Raw genomic sequence first — 23,606 nt, forward strand, 5'->3', positions numbered from 1 at the left:
CATCCATATCTAAATCAAGCCTAAAATTGTCTAAAAACAAAGGCTGAATTTCATTGAATGAACTAAATTTTGCGGAATAAATCGACCTGCTGGCCTAAATTACTGATGATAACGGGTTGTGCGTTGGCTTCAATCTTATGTGCAAAGTATTTGCCTATTCGCCAACTTAACGCGGCCCCAAATAAGGCTAGAATCATTGCACTAAGATTAGTATCAAGCTCAAGGCCAAACGCTAATAAATGCCCTATGCCAGCGAATAAAAACAGCCCTAACAGAGGAAGCAAATAGACCAATGCCGCAGCTTGAATAATCACACTTTCAGGAAGACCCAACTTCAACATATCGTTCTTTGCGTAAGGCTGTTCACTTGCAATAGAAAATCTCTGTGTTTTAACAGAAAAGGCTTTAGCCACTGCAGATGTGCCACAATTTTCATTATTAGCACAGTGATTACAAGCACTTTTTAACTCAACCTCTACCATGACCCAACCGTGTTGATAATCAACCACTTTAGCCAACTCCTCTAATAAAGAACTTGGCTCAGGTTGGCGTTCGGCAAATTTGGGTCGATTAGACATAATCAAATTACTTATGGTTGATGGGTAATTATCGCGCTACTTTAACGCTAAACTTCGGGCAATGCGCTCTAAAGTTTGACTTGGTACTTTACCTAAAGCGACCACTTCGGCGTTACCCACTTTTTCAACCACCATAGACAAGCCATTTCTGGTAACTAATTCTTCGGGCATTGGGCCTTCAGGCGCTCTAGCAACATAAACCGAAATATTGGCTAAGCCATCAGTCAAGGCAATATATTCAACGGGCTCGTGAATACCGATTAAACGATGATTATCACTGACCACCATATCAAACCCCTGCGGTAACCAGGTAAACTGCCAATCTTGTGCATCTTTACGATCGGCTTGTTTGATTACATCAGGCCAATCATGTTTGCTGGCTTCAACTAAAATACTGGGAGACTCTTTGAATTCAATGAGTTCGATAACCATTGTCTGTTCAAGTAATTGTTTTTCACGATTAAGCGTGTCATATCGCAAGGGTAAATAGGTTTCTAAATCTAGCCAGATTTGAGCATCATAACGATATTCGTCTTTGGCAATAAATCGGATCATCTGACCAGCCCTACCTGCAATGCGACTGCGGCCGCCAAGCACGAATTGATAGCCCTGCTCTAGCTTACTTATGTCACCATATAAAGATACAGGCCAAACCCCCTGAATAAGGCTGGCATTAACACTGTATGGCGGTTGGTCATGCTCTAAAAAGGTAACGGTATTATTTACTTTGACCGCATTTTTGGGCGGACCATTTAGGTATTCTAAATAGGCTATTCGCTTATCATCTACCGTACCTTGTAAAAATACCAAAGGACGTACATGATCAGCTTGAATTTGCACAACAGAGGCCTTGAACTGTGTTTCGCTAAGTGCTTGACTCATGTTGACAAGCCAATCTTTCGCTGACAATTCTTCACTATGGCTAAAAGGGGAGATAATTAACAGTGCTAGCAGGAAAAGGCGCAAGCTAACTCCTAGAAAGTAAAACAGCAATGGCCTATTAAACCATTGCTGAATGGAGAATAAAAGTTATTGGTTGATTTCAGCTTGGTTAGCTTGCTCAACTTGAACACCTGGATTTAAGCGTTGTTGAAGCATGTGATCTTGAATGTAAGCGTTAATACGTTTGCGCTGTTCAAGCACTTGCTCGTTTGTATAACCTTGCTGATTCGCTACCGGCCCTGTTTGTAAACTCACAGGAGACATAGTTCCCACTAGCGGACGGGTGTTAAACACGGGTAATGGCGACTCTACGTCTTGAGATTGATCGTAAGACTGCACACCAACAATGGCAACTAACGCGACACTAGCAGCAATAGCATATTGACCAAACTGCTTAAACAGTGATACCACATTCGATGTCTTTGGCGTGTTGGCCGCAACGCTTTGTTCTTCTATCGCGATGCTATTTTTAGGGGCCATGATCGTAGGCTCTAACTCAATAGCAGCTGCAATACTTGCTGTAATATCTAAGTCGATGGCCGCGGGAAGTTCACCACGCATCGTATCACCAATCATGTGATAACGTTGCCACTCTTGATGAGAATCAACATCAGATGCAAGTTGAGTTAATGTTTGCACATCAACTTCGCCATCAACTGCTGCAGATACCCATTCTTGACTTGATTTAACCATTTTTCACCTATCTTAAATAATAAGGCTATTACTTTTCCAGTAGAGGCTGGAGCTGTTTATCGATTGCTTCTCGAGCGCGAAATATTCGCGATCTTACCGTACCAACGGGACAATCCATTATATTGGCAATATCTTCGTAACTCATACCATCTAATTCACGTAAAGATATCGCCATTTTTAATTCTTCAGGCAATTTATCGAGAGTATCAAAAATCACTTTACTCATTTGATCTTTCATCAATAAACGCTCTGGTGAAGCAAATTCTTTTAAAGCATCACTGCCTTCATAGTATTCAGCTTCTTCTATATCTACATCATTCGCAGGCGCTTTTCGCCCTTGAGAAGTAAGAAAATTCTTTGCCGTATTAACGGCTATTCGGTACAACCAGGTATAAAAAGCACTATCACCACGAAAGTTAGCAAGTGCACGGTAAGCTTTAATAAAAGCTTCTTGTGTTACATCAGCTACATCCGCTTGATTTCGAACATATCGTCCAATCAGGCTCATGACTTTGTTTTGGTATTTCATTACCAACAGGTTAAAAGCGTTTTTATCGCCTTGCTGTACACGCTCAACTAATTGTTGATCACTATATTGTCCACTCATCCGAGCCGACTACTCCTAAATCTGTATCACTGATATTCAGTCGCTCGAATCCTGTTCATATAAGTAGACTGAGCATTTCGATAAAAGTTCGATAAAATATAAAAAAAAATTCATTTTGCTGGCTTTTTGCCAAATAAACACGAAATAGCACGAACAAAATATCGGCTTAATGTACCCAAGTATGGTGTTTTGATTTACCATTACTGAACCATTTCTTTACCCATGATACCCGATGACACAAGCAGTTGAATACCAATCTGACATTTTGGTTATAGGTAGCGGTGCGGCAGGGCTCACTTTAGCACTCCATTTGGCAGAAACATCTTCTGTGATTCTTCTCTCTAAAGGCCCTTTAGCTGAAGGTTCAACCCTTTATGCCCAAGGTGGCATTGCTTCCGTATTTGATGAAGGTGACACGATAGAATCTCATGTAAATGACACCCTTATAGCGGGTGCCGGATTATGCGATAAAACCGTAGTGACTTTTACCGCTGAAAATGCCAAAGCGTCTATGCAGTGGCTGATAGATTGTGGTGTGGCTTTTGATAAAGAAGAAACATCAGATAATCAAAAAGATGCGCCTTATCACCTCACCCGAGAAGGCGGTCACAGTCATCGTCGTATTTTGCATGCTGCTGATGCAACAGGCAAAGCAGTACAAACCACACTGCAAGAACGCGCCCTTACCCATCCCAATATTCGCGTGTTAGAACGCTATAATGCAATTGACCTCATTACATCTCGTAAGCTTAACCGCCCAGGTAACCGTGTTCTTGGTGCTTATGTTTGGAATCGAGATAAAGAGCACGTAGAAACCATTACCGCTAAATTTGTTGCACTGGCAACGGGTGGATGTTCAAAGGTTTATCAATATACTTCCAACCCAGACATTGCCAGCGGTGATGGTATTGCAATGGCGTGGCGCGCAGGTTGCCGTGTAGCCAATATGGAGTTTAACCAATTCCATCCAACGTGTTTATACCATGCTGAAGCCAAAAACTTCTTACTATCAGAAGCATTAAGAGGTGAAGGCGCTTACCTTCGTCGTCCTGATGGCAGTCGTTTTATGCCTGAATTTGATGAACGAGCTGAACTCGCCCCTAGAGATATTGTCGCAAGGGCTATTGACTATGAAATGAAACGTTTAGGTTCCGATTGTGTCTATTTAGATATTAGCCATAAGCCTGCTGATTTTATTATTAAACATTTCCCGACTATTTATCAGCGTTGTTTAGAGTTAGGAATTGATATCACCAAATCGCCTATTCCAGCAGTGCCTGCGGCACATTATACGTGCGGCGGCGTAATGACTGATTTACATGGCCAAACTGATTTAAATGGCCTATATGCTATTGGCGAAGTGGCCTATACCGGACTGCACGGCGCGAATCGTCTGGCAAGTAACTCTTTATTAGAATGCCTAGTGTTCGCCAGAGCTGCATCTCAAGATATTGAAAGCCAGCTTCAAAAAATTAAAATGCCAATTAATGTGCCTAACTGGGACGAAAGTAAGGTAAGCAACTCAGATGAAGAAGTTGTCATTGCCCACAACTGGCATGAGCTAAGACTGTTTATGTGGGATTATGTTGGCATTGTACGAACGGATAAACGATTAGAGCGTGCACTGCGACGTTGTATGATGTTACAACAAGAAATCCAAGAATATTATTCTAATTTCCGTGTGAGTAATAACCTGCTGGAATTACGAAACCTGGTGCAAGTGGCTGAACTAATTATTCGCTGTGCGATGGAGCGTAAGGAAAGCCGAGGATTGCATTATAATATTGATTACCCTGAACTTCTTGAAAATTCAGGACCAACAATTTTACAACCAAACTAAATATGTTTCGTTAAATAAAATGTAATTAACTAGACTGCTGTGCAAGACGACATAAGGTTCTATACTGAGTGTCGTCTAGCATATCAGCCCATACACAACAGATTTGTCGTGAGTGATCTTCAAACTCAAGATAAAGCATACAAAATAAAGGACAAATAAAAGCTGGTTTACCAAATTTAAACAAGTCTTCTGTCGCTAATCGGCCACCTGAAACCCCATCTAATACTATCTGGCATTGCCAATGCCTTAATCGACAAAGTTGTCTAATGAACACGATGATGACGACAACAATACACCCGTAAAAAATGAGCGTTAATAAAGTTGATTCTAGGCTTGGCCAGGCGATGAAACTCGTCATCACGACAGCAAATATTAGCCAGTAACAAAGGTATTGATGAAACGACGCCCTCAACACAAAGAGACTTGTGCGAGGGACCTTTACTGTTTGCTTATGGTGCTGGGCGTCCACGAACTTTTATTACCATCGCCGCTAAATCGACATCAGGGCATTGTTCATGTCCCATAAACCAAGCAAATAACTCAGGATCTTCACACTCTAATAAGCGAATAAACGTTTGCTTATCGTTATCAGGCAATTGTTGATAATGTGTCTCAACAAAGGGTTGAAACAATACATCAAGTTCTAGCATTCCGCGACGACAAGCCCAGCGAACTCTAGCTATATTCATTAATTCCAACACATACTCCTGCAATAATAAGGACTAACCACTAGGGTTAATCAGCGAAACCTAAACGATTATCAAAATCTTGTACTTGTTGATCTAACCCTAAAAATAAATCGGTAAAATCAGTTTCAAGTAAACTTTTTACTGCGGGATGTTGAATCATTCGCTCAGCAAACATGACATGATATTCTTCTTTAATATCGGAGGTTTCACCTAATAAAACCATTCCTTGCGAAAGTATATCATGTCGATAAATAGACGGTGCAACAAAAATACCACGTTTGAAATACCCAAAAGCTTTCATCATGGCTGCATCATCAAACTCACCTAAAATACTCACGTTAAGATTTTTTTCAGCGAACCAACTATGCAGTTGTTGCCCAAGAGAAGTACGGATCCCGGGGATCAATAATTTCTCTTGTTCTAAACAAGCAGGAAATGGCGCATCGATTGAGTGAGCGCAAAAAAAACTTACCCCACATTCACCCAACTTTTTAGATAAAATATCGCTATATTTTAACGATTCACCCGCACAATCCGATAAAATTATATCTAATTTGTGCTCACGTAAACGAGCTATCAAGCTCTCATGGGTTGATTCATAACATGCTAAATGTATAGAGCCGTCATGTGGAATAACCGTTAACAATACCCGGCTTGCAAGCGCTTTTGAGAGCGCATCAGCAATGCCAACCTCAAAAAGAACCGATGTATCTTTTTGGTAGTTGAGCAAATCAAGCATTTCATAACTCAAATTAAACATTTTATCGGTATAGCGAAAAACAACCTCACCTAATTCGGTTGCTTCTAAATTACGTCCAACACGTTTAAATAATGACCCCTTTAAACGATTTTCTAATAAGCGCATCTGTCCCGTTATTGTTTGCGGCGTTAAACATAAGGCTTCAGCGGCTTTGGCAACGGACCCTTTGCGCTTAACCATCCAAAAATAGTAAAGGTGATTATAATTTAGATGTTGCATAACATACGCCTTTTAAAGAATACGCTTTAATTAACAGGCTAACTGTAATTAGCTATATTGAGAGGAGCATTTACAAAGCAATGAAATCCCTCTGACTTATAAAAAAATCGCCCACAAGCGTGAGCGATTTTAGACAAGTAAAAAATACATTACTGCTTACGACAATCCATCAGCGAATTAATGACTGACTCAAGTTCATCACTGTTTGAAACGTTATCCATTGCTACCTGTTCAGATAAAGCATCTACAATGTCACTTTTAATCGGTACTTGGCTGGCGCAATATTTACTGTTCGCTTTTTGATAGCGTTTTCCAGCTCGATATTTTAATGCCCTAGACTCATAACTATTGGCTTCCACTTTCTTTGCAGGTACATCTTTACGGTACATTAACGCACCATCAACCACCCCCTCAAGATAGCTTGTGCAACTTGGACTCGTTGAATCTTTTAAGCACACGTCAAATGAGTTTGCAGACACTGGGAAAGTAAACACCCCGAGGCTTGCCACTATAGCGACAACAGATAACGTTTTCATTATTTGGCTCCTTTTTTCGGTAACACCTTGTCTAACCAGAAGTACCCCAATAAAGCCGCAAGTAATGAACCTGTCAAAATGCCTAATCTTGCAAAATCACCAAACGCTGCTGGTGAGTTTTCAAATGCAAGTGAAGCAATGAAAACTGACATGGTAAAACCAACACCACACATAGCCGCCACAGGAGCAATATGTTTCCAACCTATACCTGGTGGTAATTCTGCCCATTTAAGCTTAACCGCAATAAAGCTAAACAGTAAAACACCAATAGGTTTACCCAACACTAACCCTAAAATAATACCAATGGTAATGGGTTCAGCAAAAGAGGCAAAAGTCATATTAGCCAATGATAAACCAGCATTAGCAAATGCAAACACAGGTAAAATTAAGAACGTACTCCAAGGATGTAAGCTATGCTCTAGGTGCTCTGAAGGCGATGTGCCATCTTTAGCCCTTAATGGAATACAGAAAGCGATAATCACACCTGCCAATGTAGCATGTACGCCCGACTTCAATACTGCAACCCAAAGAATGAATCCAAGTAATCCATACGGTGTTAATGATGTCACCCCTTTTCGATTTAAGACAACCATTAGTGCAATCGCAATAGCTGCAATAATCAAACTCAGCATCGATAAATCTGTACTGTAAAAGAGTGCAATGATGACAATAACACCCAGATCATCAATGATCGCCAGCGCTAATAAGAATACTTTTAACGCGACAGGAACGCGATTTCCGAGTAACGCCATAATACCCAAAGCAAAAGCAATATCCGTAGCAGCAGGAATAGCCCAACCCACTTGAGTTGCAGGATCTGAGTAGTTAAACATCAAATAAAATAGCGCAGGAAATAGCATACCGCCAATAGCGCCAAAAGTAGGTAAAGAGGCTTTTGCGACTGTAGATAATGCCCCTTCTAATAGTTCACGCTTAACTTCTAAGCCTATCAACAAGAAAAATAGTGCCATTAAACCATCATTAATCCACAACAACAGTGGCTTATCAATATCTAATGCACCGACACGAACTTGTACTTCAGTATTTAAAAAACCTTCGTACAAACCAGCTAATGGTGAATTTGCTAAAATCATGGCCAAGGCGACAGAAATCATTAAGATGATCCCGCCAGCGGACTCTTGGCTCAGGAAGTTTCTAAGTGCTTTTTCCATTTGTAACTCCTAAAAATCGATGCTTTGAGTCTATACCAGAACATTAAAACAAATATAATCGAATGTTTCGAGCTTATACATCGAAAAAACCGAGTTGAGTGCACATTTATTCGTTTTTACTTACTTAAAGGCCATAAAATCACTGTTATTCCATTAGTCAGCTCTTTCCACTAATCATCAATAACTTATCAATTTGATGATAAATGCAACATAAATGTTAAAAAAACATTTATCAACCAGTATTAAAATTGATTGCAATGTAAACAACAGTTGATTTTATTAGGGTAAATTCACTTTCAGAAATAAGCATAGCTTTATATTTATTAGGCTGATGATAATCCCATAATTTAACACCGCACAAAATGCACTCACGAGCACTCAGCTCCCCTGATGCCATTAATCAAGAAAAAACACTTTTTAGTCTGCTAAAAAGCTAAATAATAGCCAACATATAGCGTCTTAATTTAACAAGTAAAGGCATTTGCAGCTTACACATCTTAATTTGGATTAATCAAAAAAAAACGATAACCTACTGAATTTGATCTAACGCCTTATATGCGGCAAAAGTCTATCTCCAAAGTGCAAATTACTTTAAGTATAAATAAATATCGATAAATAATGGGTTTATGCCTAAACGACACAAAGGTATACTCAGCCGATAACGCACAATAAAATCAGGGACACCATGAAACAGTATTTGGATCTTTGCCAACGTATCGTTAATGAAGGAACTTGGGTTAATAATGAACGGACAAACAAGCGTTGTTTAACCGTCATTAATGCCGACCTGACATACGATGTTGCCAATAATCAATTTCCACTGGTAACAACTCGAAAAAGCTTCTGGAAATCAGCAATTGCTGAAATTATCGGTTATATGCGCGGTTACCAGAGTGCGGCAGAATTTCGCGCTCTTGGCACCAAAACCTGGGACGCTAATGCGAACTTAAATGAAGCATGGTTAAAGAACCCAAATCGTAAAGGCGAAGATGATTTAGGGTTAATATATGGTGCCTTAGGACGAGCGTTTCCAAAACCTAATGGAGGTCATGTTGACTTACTGCAAGGTATTGTTGATGACCTTTCTAAAGGGATTGATAATCGTGGCGAGATCCTGACATTTTTACACCCAGGCGCATTTGACTTAGGCTGCTTACGCCCATGCATGTATGAGCATCATTTTTCATTATTAGGTGACACCTTATATCTGAACAGTACACAACGCAGCTGTGATGTTCCGCTTGGGTTAAATTTCAATATGGTTCAGGTTTACGTATTATTGGCATTAATGGCGCAAATAACGGGTAAAAAACCAGGTCAGGCCTATCACAAAATTGTTAACGCCCATATTTATGAAGATCAACTAGCACCAATGCGCGATATTCAACTCAAGCGTGAACCTTTTGCCTCACCTCAGTTAATCATCAATCCAGATATTAAGAGCCTTAAAGATATTGAAACTTGGGTCACATTAGATGATTTTGAAGTTGAAGGTTATCAGCACCACGATGCGATTCAATATCCTTTTGCGGTTTAACATGTATATTGATATTCAGTTAACTAAACCATGAGTTAACTGAATATCATTTTTAAACCCACAATAAATAATAGGCCTGCAAAGGCCTTTTTTAGTTTTGGCGTAGGTAGTGTGCTAGCCGCTTTAACGCCAAGTGGTGCAAAGATCATTGAACTAATAATGATGCCAAATAGCGCAGGAAGATAAATATACCCTAGGGTACCAGAAGGTAAATCTGGCGCATCAAAGCCTGCAACCACGTATCCTGTGGTACCTGCAATCGCAATCAAAAAACCCGTCGCGGATGAAAAACCAACGGCCTGTTTCATCTGTAATCCACAGAAGCTTAAGAAAGGCACTAATAATACGCCACCACCAATGCCCATCATTCCTGCGACTAATGCAATAATCACAGAGATCAAGAACAAAACGCCATCGCCAGGCATTTTCCCCTCACCCTTAGATTTAAACGGGAATGCCATTTGCAGAGCCATTAACACCACAAAAACCGCAAAAGCTTGCTGCAATTGATCTGATGGGATCAACTCAGAGACAAAACCCGCAGAAAGTGCACCAATAATAATCCCCGGTAAAATTGGTTTAAATAATGGCCAAGGGATATTGCCGCGTTTGTGATGCGCGGTAGCAGAAGACAAAGAAGTTAAAATAATCGTGCTAAGCGACGTTGCGATCGCCACGTGAGTTAATTGTGAAGAGGTTATGCCTACCCAAGGCAGAATGTACAGCAACGCTGGAACAATAATAAGACCGCCACCAATACCCAGTAATCCGGCTAAAAAACCCACTAAAGAACCTAATGCTAAACAAATAGCAAAAATAAGTAGAAAATTGTCCAAGGTTGTCCCCTAAAATACGCCCTGCGGTTTAATGCAATATATCTTCTAAGTGATGTTGTTCAGTAAAGGTTTGCAGAAGTTGCTTCACTTGCGTGGCATTTGACACAGCTAAACATCGCTCTAATAACAAATTAAGTTGATTGCATGACACACGCCTAAGCAAATAATTAATCCGCGCTAAGCTTGCTTGGTTCATACTAAGTTTTGTGTAACCCATAGCGACCAAAAGCAAAGCCCCATAAGGCTCGCCGGCAAGCTCACCACAAACACTGACATCTAATTTGTACTGTTGACACTCATCTAATGCGCGCTTTAATGCCCGTAAAATACCGGGATGATAACTATCAAACAAAGAGCTAACACTGGGATTATTGCGATCAACTGCCAATAAATATTGCGTTAAATCGTTACTGCCCACGGAAACAAAATCAACTCTTTTTGCAACATCGGCCAATTGATACAACAATGCAGGCACTTCTAACATCACGCCAATTTTAGGACGAGTCAAGACACTAGCGAGTTCAACATTTAGCTCTTCATAAGCTTGCTCTAAATATTCTAAGGTTTGATCAATTTCATCTAGATTACTGACCATAGGCAACAGGATTTGCAATTGCTGACCTGACCCGCCCGCTTGCAACATTGCTCTTAATTGCACTAAAAAGAGTTCAGGATGATCTAAAGATAATCGAATTCCACGCCAACCAAGAAAAGGATTATCTTCTTTGATCGGCAAGTACGGTAATGGCTTATCACCGCCAACATCAAGAGTGCGCATAACAACCGGTCTTGTTCCTGCGGCGCTCAGCACTTGTTGGTAAACCTTAATTTGTTCGGCTTCACTCGGGAAGCGCTGGTGCAACATAAACGGAATTTCAGTTCGATATAAACCAATCCCATCCGCTCCATCAGCAATGGGTGATTCCATACCACTTAGTAAGCCCGCATTGAGATATAGATGAATACGACGGCCATCTAATGTTTCAGCAGGAAGGGTTAGCTCTGCAGAAAAACGCTTTTGCTTTTCAACATCAGCATTTATCAGCACACGATACTCATCAACCACAGTTGGAGAAGGTGAAACTAACAATTGGCCACGAGTGGCATTTAGCACCAATAATTTATTATCAATATTGGTATCTAAAACCTGTTCAACACCAATTAAAGCGGGGACCCCTAGTGCGCGCGCAAGTATGGCAGCATGCGCATTCACCCCGCCTAATTTAGTGACAATACCGGCTAATTTATGCCGAGGGAATTCAGCCAACATTGTGGCATCAACTTCTTTGGCAACCAGTATGACTGGAGTATCAGGTTCTAATTCTAATCGATCGGGCTCAATAAGCTGACGTAATACTTTTTGGCCTAACTCACGAATATCACTGGCACGTTCTTTTAAATAGGGATCGTCCATCGCCAAGAACTGTTCGATATAACGGATGGAAACTCGGCTAACAGCGGATTCTGCTCGCCATCCGCCAGCCACTTCACGAACGTATTCACCACCAAGGCTGTTGTCATCAAGTAACAGTTTAAAAGCAGAAAATATAGAGGCGACGTCTTCGGCTTGATCATTTTCAAATCGTTGCGATAGGGCGTTTAACCTATCTCTGCTGCGGTTAATTGCCAACTTAATACGATGGGTTTCGTGTGCAATGTCTTCACACGCTAAATCAGCTTGCTCTAAAGATATCGCACCACCAAGCACAAATCCTTTGGCAATTGCAATGCCACTTGATGCTGTGGTGCCACTAAATACCACTTTGTCTTGGACATTCGAGATAGCCGCTCTATTTTTTAGACTGCGAATAACCACAGCTAACTGCGCAGCTAGCGTCATTAAAAAGGCTTCTTCCCCCTCACTAAACTGTCTAGGTTCGGGTTGTTGCACCACGATGACGCCAACAACCATCTTTTGGTAAATGATCGGTACAGCCAGAAAGGCGCGATATTCTTCTTCTTCTACTTCGGGGAATAATTTAAAGCGGGGATGCACTCTTGCATCAGCCAGATTAACCGCTTCTTCACGCTCAGCGGCTAATCCGACCAACCCTTGTGACAAGGGCATTTTCACATTGCCAATAGCAGAACGCTGCAGTCCTTCAGTCGCAGAAAGTACAAGCTGTTGCTGCTCAAGAAGATAAACCGAACAACACTGGGTTGCCATAGCTTGCTTGGTTTGAACAACCAATAACTCAAGCGCAACGTCTAACGTATTAGCCGCAGCGACTGCCTGTGTAATGTCCCTAAGTGTATTTAACACTTTCTTCCCGTCCTTTAATTATGGCAGTTAATTTCGGTTGCGACCTCTTCGTCTATTTTGATGAACTTCTCTGGCTTGCAGTGCTAGAGTCGTCACAGCAAACTCTTTCATCACCTTACGATAAACATCTCGTTTAAAAGACACTACCTGCCTAACAGGATACCAATAACTGACCCAACGCCAATCATCAAACTCTGGATGACCCGATGAATTCAAGTTGATGGTATTGTCATGCCCTTTCAGTTGTAGCAAAAACCATTTCTGTTTTTGTCCGATACACACAGGTTTGCTGTCTTGTCGAATTAACCGCTTTGGTAAACGATAACGTAACCAAGCACGAGAAGTTGTCAGAATTTGAACATGTTCAGGTAAAAGACCGACTTCTTCATATAACTCACGATACATAGCTTGCTCAGCAGTTTCGCCTTCATCAAGCCCCCCCTGTGGGAATTGCCAAGAATGCTGACCAAAACGTCTTGCCCACATTACTTGACCGAACTTGTTACAGATAATGATGCCCACATTTGCGCGAAAGCCGTCGCTATCAATCACATGGACTCCAATTTCACAAAAATTTCATTAATGTGATTGTTTCACAAAGCTTGGCTATCGGCAAACCCCTATTTTCAACATAATTAGGGATAAATATGGATTTTAAGGTATTTTATCAACAGCACGAATCGTTGTAATGATGTGTTATCCACAAAATCTGTGGATATCTCTGTTTGAAACTTCCGTAAACTGGGTTATTTGATTAAAAAAACAGTCATAGACTATTGATTCAAAAAAAACACAAAATAAAATTAAACCAATAAAAACAAACTTTTAAATATTAACCTCGCAATTAAAACGCATCAAAACCAATTAAAGCTCACTTTTTAACCGCACTTAAAGTTATTCTACAAACATCATCGACACAATAAAACTTATTCACAAATAACAACCGAATATTTATAAAAAAAGCGATTTTTTCGTTAAAAAAGTCATTGACGATAGCTTTTACATCGGTTAAGACAATAACTTTACTGTGTTATTCAACAAAACTGTGGATAACTATGTGTGAAATACTAGGGATAAAAGCGTGTAACTTTTTTAAAAGGCATTTATACAAAAAACAAAAAGCATTTAAATGCCTTATTTTCATAAACTTAAAAGATCATTTTCAGAATGAATAACTTGATCTTATTTTGATGGTTGTTTTTTGACCGAACAGGTTTAATGACCTCAAATTAATCGCGATCAACTGGCTATGTTTTTTAGGGCTATGAAAACAATATGACTACAAACAGTTGCACTTGATGCTGATATTGATAACCTAACCTGCATATTTGCACTCAATAAACTTACCGTTATGCCAAAGCCATCACCTAAAACTATTCATGAATTGATGCTGCGAGCCAACGCGATGGCAGGCGTATCTTTAGCAGATATTGCTGCTGAACATCATATTCCGGTTCCCAAAGATCTTCGGCGAGATAAAGGTTGGGTCGGTCAACTAATTGAATTAGAGCTTGGTGCGTTAGCGGGATCAAAACCCGAACCCGATTTCATTCACTTGGGGGTTGAATTAAAAACCATCCCGATAGACAAGCTCGGGAAGCCATTAGAAACCACCTATGTGACTGTTGCACCATTAACAGATATTCATGGACTGACATGGGAGCAAAGTGTCGTGTTTCATAAGCTTCAATGTGTTTTATGGGTACCAATTGAAGGTGAGCGACACATACCTGTGGGACAAAGGCGTATTGGAACCCCTTTGCTTTGGTCGCCATCAGTAAAAGAAATGGCCTTACTCAAACAAGATTGGGAAGAAATAATGGAAAAAATTGCGCTAGGCAATGTGGATAACATAACGGCTCGTCATGGTGAAGTATTACAATTGCGCCCCAAAGCTGCAAACAGTCATACATTAACAGAAAGCATTGGCCCTGACGGCAACATACAATTATCCAATCCACGTGGTTTTTATTTAAAAATACCCTTTACTCAAAAAATTCTGAGTAATGCTTTTTTGCCAAACACAGCATCATAACATTAAATAAAACTCGCATTTGAGCGTTAATAAGCTAGGAAGTTTCGTTAAAAGTATCGTTTTCTCGGCATCTCTTGATCTAAATCACAATTACCACTAACACAAGTAGGGTTTTTTCGTTAAAATGCCGCCTCCTTTGCAGCCCACTTCGGATTAAATTTCTACTCGTGAAAGCCAAGAAGCAATTGAGAAAACTCGCGTTTGCCATAATAGCTTGGTGCTTTGCTATGGCCGCATTTGTTTTTTTCCGATACGCACAAATGCCAGAGCTGCCACAATGGGCTGTTGGGCAAGGCGATCTTGCAACATTGGCCATTTTTATGGGCTTTGTATTTGGTTGCTTGCATTGGATGTCTAATCTGATTGCCGATTTCAGCGCAATCAGCCGCCTGCCCTACCTTTTTTCAGTGATATTCAAAGGCCTATTTTTACTCCTTGGCGCAACAACATTGGCTTATGTCACACAGTTTTTAAACATGTGGGCCATTGAAAACCATATGGTGACCTTACGCCAAATGCTAACTGCACATGTACTTTATAGCCCGTCATTTCAAGCATTGGTTGTGTATCTTGTCGTTGTTAGAGTGGGCCTCGCGTTCATTGAACAAATGGGGTTATTGGTTGGACCCAGAGTATTACTCAACATTGGACTGGGTAAATATCACAAACCCAGATATGAACAACGCTTGTTCTTATTTTTGGATATGGCATCTTCAACTTCACATGCTGAGTCATTAGGTGACTACCGTTTTTCAAGATTAATTCAAGACAGTTTTAGTCTACTGGCTGATACGGTGATCAGAAACGATGCCGAAATTTATCGTTACATGGGTGATGCTGTGCTGATCCATTGGCCGTTAGAAGAAGGTATTCAGCAAGATCGCTGTATGAATATCTATTATGAATTTTGTAATGAACTTCAATGGCAAAGAAAATACTTTGAAGAACAATATGGATTCGTGCCTAAATTTAAAGCTGCAGCTCATTGTGGCCAGGTTGTTGCTGCCGTTGTTGGCGTACACAAACAAGAAATCAGCTTCTTTAGTGATGTATTAAATACCCTTGCTCGTTTGCAAGACCAATGTAATCCTCTCGGCCAACGAATGCTTTTATCTGGTGATTTAGCACATCGTTTGGAACAACAAGGCAGCAATTATCAATTGCAAGATCTTGGTTTAATACCACTAAAAGGAAAACAGCATCCTATCGAGGTTTATGCTGTTTCCCCTAAAAGACACGATATCAAGCTGTAGTCGTTAATCGCTATTTTTTAGCCAGCACTTGCGGCATCAACTTTTGTTGAATCGCTAAGCCTAAGGTTCTAAATGTGCTAATCCTGCTAGTGGTTTGTCGCCAAACCAAACCAATATCGCGATAAGGCGCCTCACCCGGTGGGTCCATCACTTTCAGTTCAGTGTCATTCAAGATGCCGGCATCAATCGCCATTTGCGGTAAGAAGGTTGTTCCCAGTTTACTGTTAACCATCTGCACTAACGTGTGCAAGCTTGTGGCTGCAAAAGGATTGATTTTAGCACTATCACCTAACTGACAAGCCGTAATCGCATGGCCCGTTATACAATGCTCGGCCTGCAACAAAAATATACTTTCATCAGGCATAGATTGATAATCAATTGGCTGTACCACATCATCGGACATTTCTTGATGCATCACCATTTTGAAAGGGTCAATACCCACTTTCATACTGTGAAAACCGCTGGTGTCGACCGGTAAAGCTAAAATCAATAAATCTAACTCGCCTTTTGCCAACGCATCAAGCAAACGCTCTGTGGTGTCTTCTTTCAATAATAGAGACAATTGGGGATATTCTTGTTGGCAGAGCTTTACCACTCTACTGAGCAAAAAAGGCGCGATGGTGGGAATGCAACCTAGACGAATTTCGCCTGTCATTGGTGCCCCCTGGTTTTTAACTAACTCCACCAAATCATCGACGTTAGTTAAAATGTCACGAGCACGTTCAACCACTTCTTCACCAATTGCTGTAAACATAAATGATTTATGATCACGCTCTATAAGCTGGTAGCCCAATTGCTCTTCTAAATTTTGAATACCACTAGATAGCGTTGATTGACTGACAAAACAAATTTTGGCAGCACGATTAAAATTCTGCTCTTGATATAAGTTAACCAAATAATATAGGTTCTTAAGACTCGGGAGGTTTTTCATGTAATCGATTATATAAGACCAAGGTAATTCAAATAATGAATTAACAATGCAAGAATGACAAGGTCAGTTTAATGAGCAATTACACAAAATCAGTAAAAATAAGTAAAAAAATGCTCCTTGTATTAAGGAGCATGATGAGTTTGCTTTTAAGCGACGATCGGTATTGAGAAATTAAGCTTTAGCTTCTAAGAATAACTTCAACTGCTGTAAATCACGTTCAGCATGTTCAACAATACCCGCTAACCACACTTTGTGCTCAGCATCCCATTGAACTTCTTCGCCATGTTGAAGTAACTGAGCAAACTGTTGAATACGCTTTAAACCAACTGAACCTGCTGCACCTTTAAACTTGTGGGCTTCTGAACACAATGTCTCTTTATCGCCAGCGTCATTTGCTTTGACTAAACTGCCAACATATTCAGGCATTAATTGTTCAAATAACACGACACTTTTCAATAATGTGCCAGCTCCGATTGCACTGATATATTGCTCAAGAGTATTAAGATCTAAAATAGCATCTAACTGCGTTACGGACATGTAGGGCACCTCTATTAAATTAAAATTCTAAATCGAAATCTATTAAATTAACTTTATAATACCCCGTCTTTTGCCCTATGCAAGCTTTGCGCAACGTATGTGTGCTAAACCTCGCACCAACCAACAACTTGGTAACAATTGTATAAACAACTATTCATCAAGGTAAAAAAAACATCTTAACAATTACACTCACAACCTTATATATTCAGCTATATAAATGTAATATATAACGATTAATCATCTGCTTGATTGCAGCGCTCAATTGTTACTGTTGTCACTGAGTGCGCTTCCCTGTCCGCCTTTAACTGCTAATGAATCGACAATAGCCACCAATCCATCCCATCTAAAGCCGCACCAATCTGGAGCGATTAATAATGGTTTTTTAGCATATGCTGTCACTCTATGATAAATAATGCTCTTTGGGGTGTTGCGGATCAGCGCAGTTGCCGCGTCGGCATAGTCTTGAATGCTTAACAATGAAAAAGGTTTATAGCGCCATTGCTTTGCCATGGTACTGCCTTCAACAATATGCAAAGGGTGCAGTTTTATTCCATCAACTCCTACAGCCAAAACGCGTTTGAGGCTAGCCATATAATCGGTTAACGTTTCATTAGGCAAACCTAAAATAAGATGACAACACACTTTAAGCCCACGCAACCGAGCACGAGTTACGGCATCCTGGTATGCTGCAAAATCATGCCCTCTGTTAATGCGTTTTAAAGTATGATTGTTTGCGGTTTGCAAACCTAATTCGAGCCAAACGTCGACACCAGATTTTTGATAGTATGCCAGTAAGTCTAATACATCATCTGGGACACAATCGGGTCGAGTTCCAATGTGTAAAGCCACAATTTGTGAATCCTGTATGGCTTCATCGTATTTAATTTTTAACTGTTGATATTCTTCATACGTTGATGTGTACGCTTGAAAATAAGCAATATATTGACTGTCGCTATGACTGTTGCTTGCACGTTGATTGTGTTTCAAGTTCACTTTAGCCGAATCAAGTTGTACAGCAATTGACTGCAAATCCCCCTGCTGTTCATTAAAAGAAGCCACATTGCAAAAGCTACAGCCTCCAACACCTAATGAGCCATCCCTATTGGGGCAGGTAAATTTAGCATCTATAGTGAGCTTTTTTAGTCTTTTACCATAACGCCTCTTACAAACAGCGCCATATGTATTGACGAAATCATCTAAGCCCATATTTAATCTCTACCTTATTGCAAAACGGCGCTTAATTTAGGATAAAATCAAACAGCAAACTTAGATTTAAATCAAAGAAAGCGAGTTTAACTCAGGCCCAATGCAAAGGTTGCATACAGGTCATAATTGTTTAAAACAATATCAACACATTTTAAATTACTAAAAGTGAATATTTAGTCAAAAAACTCATTTATGGCCACTTCCACTGTGTTCGGAATAAAATTCACTATTTTTATTTCAAAAACAATTCCCACCCGTTGTTACTAAAAAGTTACAACCCAAATGCGCTAAGATTAAAATTGTTTTTATTCATAACGTTATACACCATAAATCACAGTTTACGTTAACGTAAACATGACAAATAATTACAGTTAGTTAGTAATAATATTTCAGAATAATGCAATAAATGCGTTTGACCTTTGTACTAACTCAGTTTAATTTGAGAGGTTCGGGTGCATATCTATGGAATTTCTTCACATTTACCCCGAGTCGTATCAGTAAAGGTTTTAGGGGGTTTTTGTATGAGCTTATATCATCCCAGTTTCGAACGGGACAATTGCGGGTTTGGATTGATAGCACAAATGGATGGTGATGCCAGCCATAGAATCGTGCGCACTGCAATTCATGGGCTCGATCGCATGAAACACCGTGGTGGTATTGCATCAGATGGACGCACAGGTGATGGCTGTGGTTTATTAATGCAAATGCCGACCCAATTTTTTGAAGCCATTGCTGCAGAGAATGACTGGCACTTAAGCCGCAAGTTCGCTGTAGGCATGCTATTTCTCAGTCAAGATCAGCAAAAAGCTGACGAAGCTAAATTTATTTTAGAAAAAGAATTACAACGAGAAACACTCAGTGTTGCAGGTTGGCGTAAGGTTCCAATCAATCCGGACGTATTAGGTGAGATTGGCCGTAATAGCTTGCCACAAATTTATCAGGTACTCATTAATGCACCTGTAGGTTGGCGTGAAAAAGACTTAGAACGTCGCCTGTATATGGCTCGTCGTCGTCTTGAACAACAAATCGTCGATGATAATGACTTCTATGTCGCCAGCTTATCTGGTCAGGTAATTGTCTATAAAGGCTTAATGATGCCTGCAGACTTGCCATCATTTTATTTAGACCTCGCCGACATTCGTTTAAAAAGTGCGATTTGCTTATTCCACCAGCGCTTTTCAACCAATACGTCGCCTAAATGGCCTTTAGCTCAACCCTTTCGCTACTTAGCGCACAATGGTGAAATCAACACCATTACGGGTAATCGCCAATGGGCGCGTGCGCGCGCTTATAAATTTAATTCGCCTTTGCTGCCTGATTTGCAACAAGCTGCTCCGTTTGTGAATGAAACCGGCTCAGACTCTTCCTCTTTGGATAACATGCTAGAAATGTTGTTATCTGGTGGTATGGACTTATACCGCGCCATGCGTTTGCTTATTCCGCCGGCGTGGCAATCAAACCCTGAAATGGATGACGAGTTAAAAGCATTCTACGACTTTAACTCTATGCACATGGAACCATGGGATGGTCCGGCTGGGATAGTCATGACCAATGGTCGTTTTGCTGCCTGCGCGGTTGATCGCAATGGTTTGCGTCCATCTCGTTACGTTATCACCAAAGATCGCATTCTTACTTTAGCTTCTGAGGTCGGTATTTGGGATTACGCTGCGGATGAAGTGATTGAAAAAGGCCGTGTAGGTCCTGGTGAGCTATTAGTACTCGATACCTTAAATGGTCGTTTACACCAATCATTTGAAATTGATAATGACTTGAAGCGTCGTCACCCATACAAAGAATGGATGGCTAAAAACAGCCAAACATTAATCCCTGCGGAACAAATTGAACCAAGCAAACAAGGCTCAAGCCGCTTTGATGCAAAAACGTTATTGCAGTATCAAAAGCAATTTGGCTTTACTCGTGAAGAGTTAGAGCAAGTGATTTGGGTACTGGCCAGCCAAGGTGAAGAAGCGATTGGTTCAATGGGTGATGATACGCCAATGGCGGTATTGTCAAAAAAATCACGTTCTCTGTATGACTATTTCCGTCAGAAATTTGCCCAGGTAACTAATCCTCCCATTGACCCATTGCGTGAAAAACACGTCATGTCACTGACGACCTGTATTGGACGCGAGCAAAACTTATTTAGTGAAACCACAGGCAACGCTTATCGCGTTATGTTTAATTCACCCATTTTATTATTTAGTGATTTTAACCAGTTACTGGGCCTAGATAGCACTAACTATCGCGCGAATACTGTAGATTTAAACTACGATGGTCACGAAACACTGGAGCAAGCCATTCATCGAATTACCGATGAAGCAGAGCGTTTAGCAAGAAGTGGAACAACACTACTCATTCTATCTGATCGTGCCGTCGACAAAAATGCGCAGGTTATTCCTGCGGCTATGGCTGTCGGTGCCGTTCAAAGACGCTTAGTTGATAAAAGTTTACGTTGTGATACCAACATCATTGTTGAAACAGCTTCAGCGCGTGATCCACATCATTTTGCAGTATTACTCGGCTTTGGTGCGACGGCAATTTACCCTTACCTTGCCTATGAATCGATTGCGGCTATGGCCAAACAACATGCTGTCGAAGATATTACCAGCTTGATGCTTAACTTCCGTTATGGCATAGAAAAAGGCCTGCGTAAAATCATGTCAAAAATGGGTATCAGTACCGTCGGTTCTTATCGTTGTAGCCAACAATTTGAAGCCGTCGGCTTAGCCAGTGATGTGATTGAATTATGCTTTAAGGGCGTGATCAGCCGAATTGAAGGTGCTAGTTTCAGCCATATTGCTGACGATCAAAAAATACTGCACACCGCAGCTTATCGTGCACATGTGCCACTGCCTCAAGGTGGATTACTCAAATATGTTGAAGGTGGCGAATACCATAGCTTTAACCCAGATGTGGTTAACACGCTTCAAGCATCATTAAAAAATAAAGATTATCCAGCATACAAACAGTTTGCCAAGTTAGTGGATGAACGCCCCATTGCGACCCTACGAGACTTAATTGGTATCAAAGGCAGTCAAGCAGCAATCGACTTAGACAAAGTGGAAGATGCCAGCCATTTATACACTCGCTTCGATAGCGCCGCGATGAGTATTGGAGCATTAAGCCCTGAAGCACATGAGGCATTAGCGGTTGCCATGAACCGCTTAGGTGGCCGTTCTAACTCAGGTGAAGGTGGAGAAGATGCGCGTCGTTTTAACACTGAACGTAACTCAGCCATTAAGCAAATTGCTTCTGGTCGTTTTGGTGTCACAGCCCACTACCTTGTTAATGCTGATGTATTGCAAATCAAGGTCGCACAAGGCGCAAAACCAGGTGAAGGTGGTCAATTACCGGGTCACAAAGTCAGTGTTGAAATTGCTGGATTACGTCATGCTCGTCCTGGTGTAACCCTAATTTCACCGCCACCACATCATGATATTTATTCAATTGAAGATTTAGCTCAGCTGATTTTCGATTTAAAGCAAATTAACCCAACGGCACTGGTTTCAGTGAAGTTAGTGTCTGAGCCTGGTGTGGGAACCATTGCCACGGGTGTAGCCAAAGCATACGCCGATATGATTACCATTTCAGGCTATGATGGCGGCACAGGGGCAAGCCCAATTACTTCTGTAAAATATGCAGGTTCCCCCTGGGAACTTGGTCTAGCTGAAGTTCAACAATCATTGGTCGAAAACGGCTTGCGCCATAAGATCCGCTTACAGGTCGATGGTGGCTTAAAAACCGGTACAGATGTGATTAAAGCGGCGCTATTAGGTGCTGAAAGCTTCGGTTTTGGTACCGTGCCAATGATCGCATTAGGGTGTAAATATCTGCGTATTTGCCATTTAAATAACTGTGCCACCGGTGTTGCTACTCAGGATAAGAACTTACGTGATAACCATTACCACGGACTACCTGAACGGGTAATGACTTACTTTGAGTTTGTGGCACAAGAAGTCCGTGAGTGGATGGCGGCATTAGGCGTAAGCCAATTCGAAGATTTAGTCGGCCGTAGCGAATGGTTACATGCACTTGAAGGTCAAACAGCTAAGCAACAAGGCTTAGATCTTGCCCCCATTTTGTACAAACCAGTGGTGCCAAGCTCATCATCGCTCACTTGGAAAGAAATTAACCCACCATCTGATGTCGGCCAGCTAAACCAAACCTTACTAGCCGATTGTAAGCATGCTGTTGATGCTGGTGAGCCACATGCATACCAATATGCTATCAATAATACCGACCGCTCAGTAGGCGCGACGCTATCAGGCTATATTGCCAAAGTACAGGGTGTTGCTGGAACCAAAGAACCTATTTCGCTAGGTTTTAGTGGCAGTGCTGGCCAAAGCTTTGGGGTATGGAATAGCCCTGGGTTAAACCTCAAATTATGTGGTGATGCCAACGATTACGTGGGGAAAGGCATGTCAGGCGGTAAGATTGTTATCCACCCTCCTATTGGCAGCCCATTCCAATCTGAACGCAGTGCCATTTTAGGAAACACCTGTTTATACGGCGCGACTGGCGGTAAGTTATTTGCTGCAGGTCAAGCTGGAGAACGGTTTGCGGTACGTAACTCTGGCGCAATTGCTGTGGTGGAAGGTTTAGGTGATAACGGCTGTGAATACATGACCAGCGGGATCATTGTTGTACTCGGTAAAACAGGCGTTAACTTCGGTGCTGGTATGACGGGAGGATTTGCGTATGTATTTGATCAATTCGGCCGCTTTAATCGCCGTGTGAATACCGAATTAGTCGATACCTTAAAAGTCGAATCAACCATCCATCGTCAACACTTAAAAGGCTTGATTGAAGCCCATGTTGCTGAAACAGGCAGTGAGCATGCCAATATGATTTTAAGTGATTTTGACAATTGGATTGACTGTTTCGTACTGGTTAAACCTAAAAATATTGCCGTTGCTGATCTGTTAAAAATAGAACAGAAAAGCCCTGAATTAGTTGTTAAGGCGGGATAATA

Annotated in this window: 20 protein-coding genes; 5 read left to right on the forward strand and 15 right to left on the reverse strand. The window is 41.0% G+C overall.

All coding sequences use genetic code 11. The features are described from left to right. Nucleotides 1-62 precede the first annotated feature (62 nt). The 4 genes from ORI98_RS01830 to rpoE form a co-directional block, all read right to left on the reverse strand. On the reverse strand, nt 63-578 hold the full coding sequence (locus ORI98_RS01830; RefSeq protein ID WP_261297551.1) for a SoxR reducing system RseC family protein: 516 nt from the start codon (nt 576-578) through the stop codon (nt 63-65). Between the two features lie 36 nt (nt 579-614). Beyond that, on the reverse strand, nt 615-1,544 hold the full coding sequence (locus ORI98_RS01835) for a MucB/RseB C-terminal domain-containing protein (protein WP_261297550.1): 930 nt from the start codon (nt 1,542-1,544) through the stop codon (nt 615-617). Nucleotides 1,545-1,607: 63 nt separating this feature from the next. After that, nucleotides 1,608-2,213, reverse strand: coding sequence for a sigma-E factor negative regulatory protein (locus ORI98_RS01840; RefSeq protein WP_306134018.1), 606 nt, complete (start codon nt 2,211-2,213; stop codon nt 1,608-1,610). A 28-nt stretch (nt 2,214-2,241) separates the two neighbouring features. After that, the gene (rpoE, locus tag ORI98_RS01845; protein WP_188841302.1) at nt 2,242-2,820 is read right to left on the reverse strand and encodes an RNA polymerase sigma factor RpoE; all 579 of its coding nucleotides are present in this window, start codon (nt 2,818-2,820) and stop codon (nt 2,242-2,244) included. 232 nt (nt 2,821-3,052) lie between these two features. Between rpoE and nadB the strand changes: the two genes are divergently transcribed. Beyond that, a complete protein-coding gene (gene nadB, locus ORI98_RS01850) occupies nt 3,053-4,660 on the forward strand; it encodes an L-aspartate oxidase (protein ID WP_261297548.1) in 1,608 nt (535 codons plus the stop codon). A 25-nt stretch (nt 4,661-4,685) separates the two neighbouring features. On the opposite strand, the gene ORI98_RS01855 is transcribed toward nadB, so the two are convergent. The 5 genes from ORI98_RS01855 to nhaA all read right to left on the reverse strand — a co-directional run bounded on the left by ORI98_RS01855 (nt 4,686) and on the right by nhaA (nt 8,036). After that, nucleotides 4,686-5,129 (reverse strand): protein YgfX, encoded by a 444-nt coding sequence (locus ORI98_RS01855; RefSeq protein ID WP_371931100.1) that lies wholly within the window; start codon nt 5,127-5,129, stop codon nt 4,686-4,688. Then, nucleotides 5,110-5,358 carry a succinate dehydrogenase assembly factor 2 gene (locus ORI98_RS01860; RefSeq protein ID WP_261297547.1) on the reverse strand — a complete coding sequence of 83 codons (249 nt, stop codon included), beginning with the start codon at nt 5,356-5,358 and terminating at the stop codon, nt 5,110-5,112. Before ORI98_RS01860 ends, ORI98_RS01855 begins: the two co-directional genes overlap by 20 nt. Before the next feature lie 37 nt (nt 5,359-5,395). Beyond that, nucleotides 5,396-6,328: a transcriptional activator NhaR gene (gene nhaR, locus ORI98_RS01865; protein WP_306134019.1), complete on the reverse strand. Its 933-nt coding sequence runs from the start codon at nt 6,326-6,328 to the stop codon at nt 5,396-5,398. Between the two features lie 149 nt (nt 6,329-6,477). Next, nucleotides 6,478-6,864 (reverse strand): hypothetical protein, encoded by a 387-nt coding sequence (locus ORI98_RS01870; RefSeq protein WP_261297545.1) that lies wholly within the window; start codon nt 6,862-6,864, stop codon nt 6,478-6,480. Then, on the reverse strand, nt 6,864-8,036 hold the full coding sequence (gene nhaA, locus ORI98_RS01875; protein ID WP_261297544.1) for a Na+/H+ antiporter NhaA: 1,173 nt from the start codon (nt 8,034-8,036) through the stop codon (nt 6,864-6,866). The genes ORI98_RS01870 and nhaA overlap by 1 nt, the downstream gene beginning before the upstream one ends. A 685-nt stretch (nt 8,037-8,721) precedes the next feature. On the opposite strand from nhaA, the gene ORI98_RS01880 reads away from it, so the two are divergent. After that, nucleotides 8,722-9,573 carry a thymidylate synthase gene (locus ORI98_RS01880; protein ID WP_261297543.1) on the forward strand — a complete coding sequence of 284 codons (852 nt, stop codon included), beginning with the start codon at nt 8,722-8,724 and terminating at the stop codon, nt 9,571-9,573. Between the two features lie 35 nt (nt 9,574-9,608). Here ORI98_RS01880 and ORI98_RS01885 read toward each other — a convergent pair whose 3' ends face one another. The 3 genes from ORI98_RS01885 to rppH are packed head-to-tail and all read right to left on the reverse strand — an operon-like array spanning nt 9,609 to nt 13,224. Continuing rightward, complete coding sequence (locus tag ORI98_RS01885) at nt 9,609-10,409, reverse strand: sulfite exporter TauE/SafE family protein (RefSeq protein ID WP_261297542.1); 801 nt, start codon at nt 10,407-10,409, stop codon at nt 9,609-9,611. A gap of 28 nt (nt 10,410-10,437) precedes the next feature. Beyond that, nucleotides 10,438-12,672, reverse strand: coding sequence for a phosphoenolpyruvate--protein phosphotransferase (gene ptsP, locus ORI98_RS01890; RefSeq protein WP_261297541.1), 2,235 nt, complete (start codon nt 12,670-12,672; stop codon nt 10,438-10,440). 27 nt (nt 12,673-12,699) lie between these two features. Next, nucleotides 12,700-13,224, reverse strand: coding sequence for an RNA pyrophosphohydrolase (rppH, locus tag ORI98_RS01895; RefSeq protein WP_261297540.1), 525 nt, complete (start codon nt 13,222-13,224; stop codon nt 12,700-12,702). 799 nt (nt 13,225-14,023) lie between these two features. Here rppH and mutH point away from each other — a divergent pair. Beyond that, a complete protein-coding gene (mutH, locus tag ORI98_RS01900; RefSeq protein ID WP_261297539.1) occupies nt 14,024-14,707 on the forward strand; it encodes a DNA mismatch repair endonuclease MutH in 684 nt (227 codons plus the stop codon). A 227-nt stretch (nt 14,708-14,934) separates the two neighbouring features. Next, nucleotides 14,935-15,960, forward strand: coding sequence for an adenylate/guanylate cyclase domain-containing protein (locus ORI98_RS01905; protein ID WP_261297538.1), 1,026 nt, complete (start codon nt 14,935-14,937; stop codon nt 15,958-15,960). A gap of 10 nt (nt 15,961-15,970) precedes the next feature. Here ORI98_RS01905 and oxyR read toward each other — a convergent pair whose 3' ends face one another. The 3 genes from oxyR to ORI98_RS01920 form a co-directional block, all read right to left on the reverse strand. Continuing rightward, nucleotides 15,971-16,891 (reverse strand): hydrogen peroxide-inducible genes transcriptional activator OxyR, encoded by a 921-nt coding sequence (gene oxyR, locus ORI98_RS01910; protein ID WP_261297537.1) that lies wholly within the window; start codon nt 16,889-16,891, stop codon nt 15,971-15,973. Nucleotides 16,892-17,062: 171 nt separating this feature from the next. After that, a complete protein-coding gene (locus ORI98_RS01915; protein ID WP_261297536.1) occupies nt 17,063-17,428 on the reverse strand; it encodes an Hpt domain-containing protein in 366 nt (121 codons plus the stop codon). 258 nt (nt 17,429-17,686) lie between these two features. After that, entirely contained in the window at nt 17,687-18,634 is a 948-nt protein-coding gene (locus tag ORI98_RS01920) for a TIGR01212 family radical SAM protein (protein WP_306134020.1), read from the reverse strand. A 521-nt stretch (nt 18,635-19,155) separates the two neighbouring features. Here ORI98_RS01920 and gltB point away from each other — a divergent pair. Then, complete coding sequence (gene gltB, locus ORI98_RS01925; protein WP_306134021.1) at nt 19,156-23,604, forward strand: glutamate synthase large subunit; 4,449 nt, start codon at nt 19,156-19,158, stop codon at nt 23,602-23,604. Nucleotides 23,605-23,606: the final 2 nt, after the last annotated feature.

It is taken from the genome of Shewanella sp. ULN5 (assembly GCF_030731885.1).
In the GTDB taxonomy this organism is placed as follows: Bacteria; Pseudomonadota; Gammaproteobacteria; order Enterobacterales; family Shewanellaceae; genus Shewanella; species Shewanella holmiensis.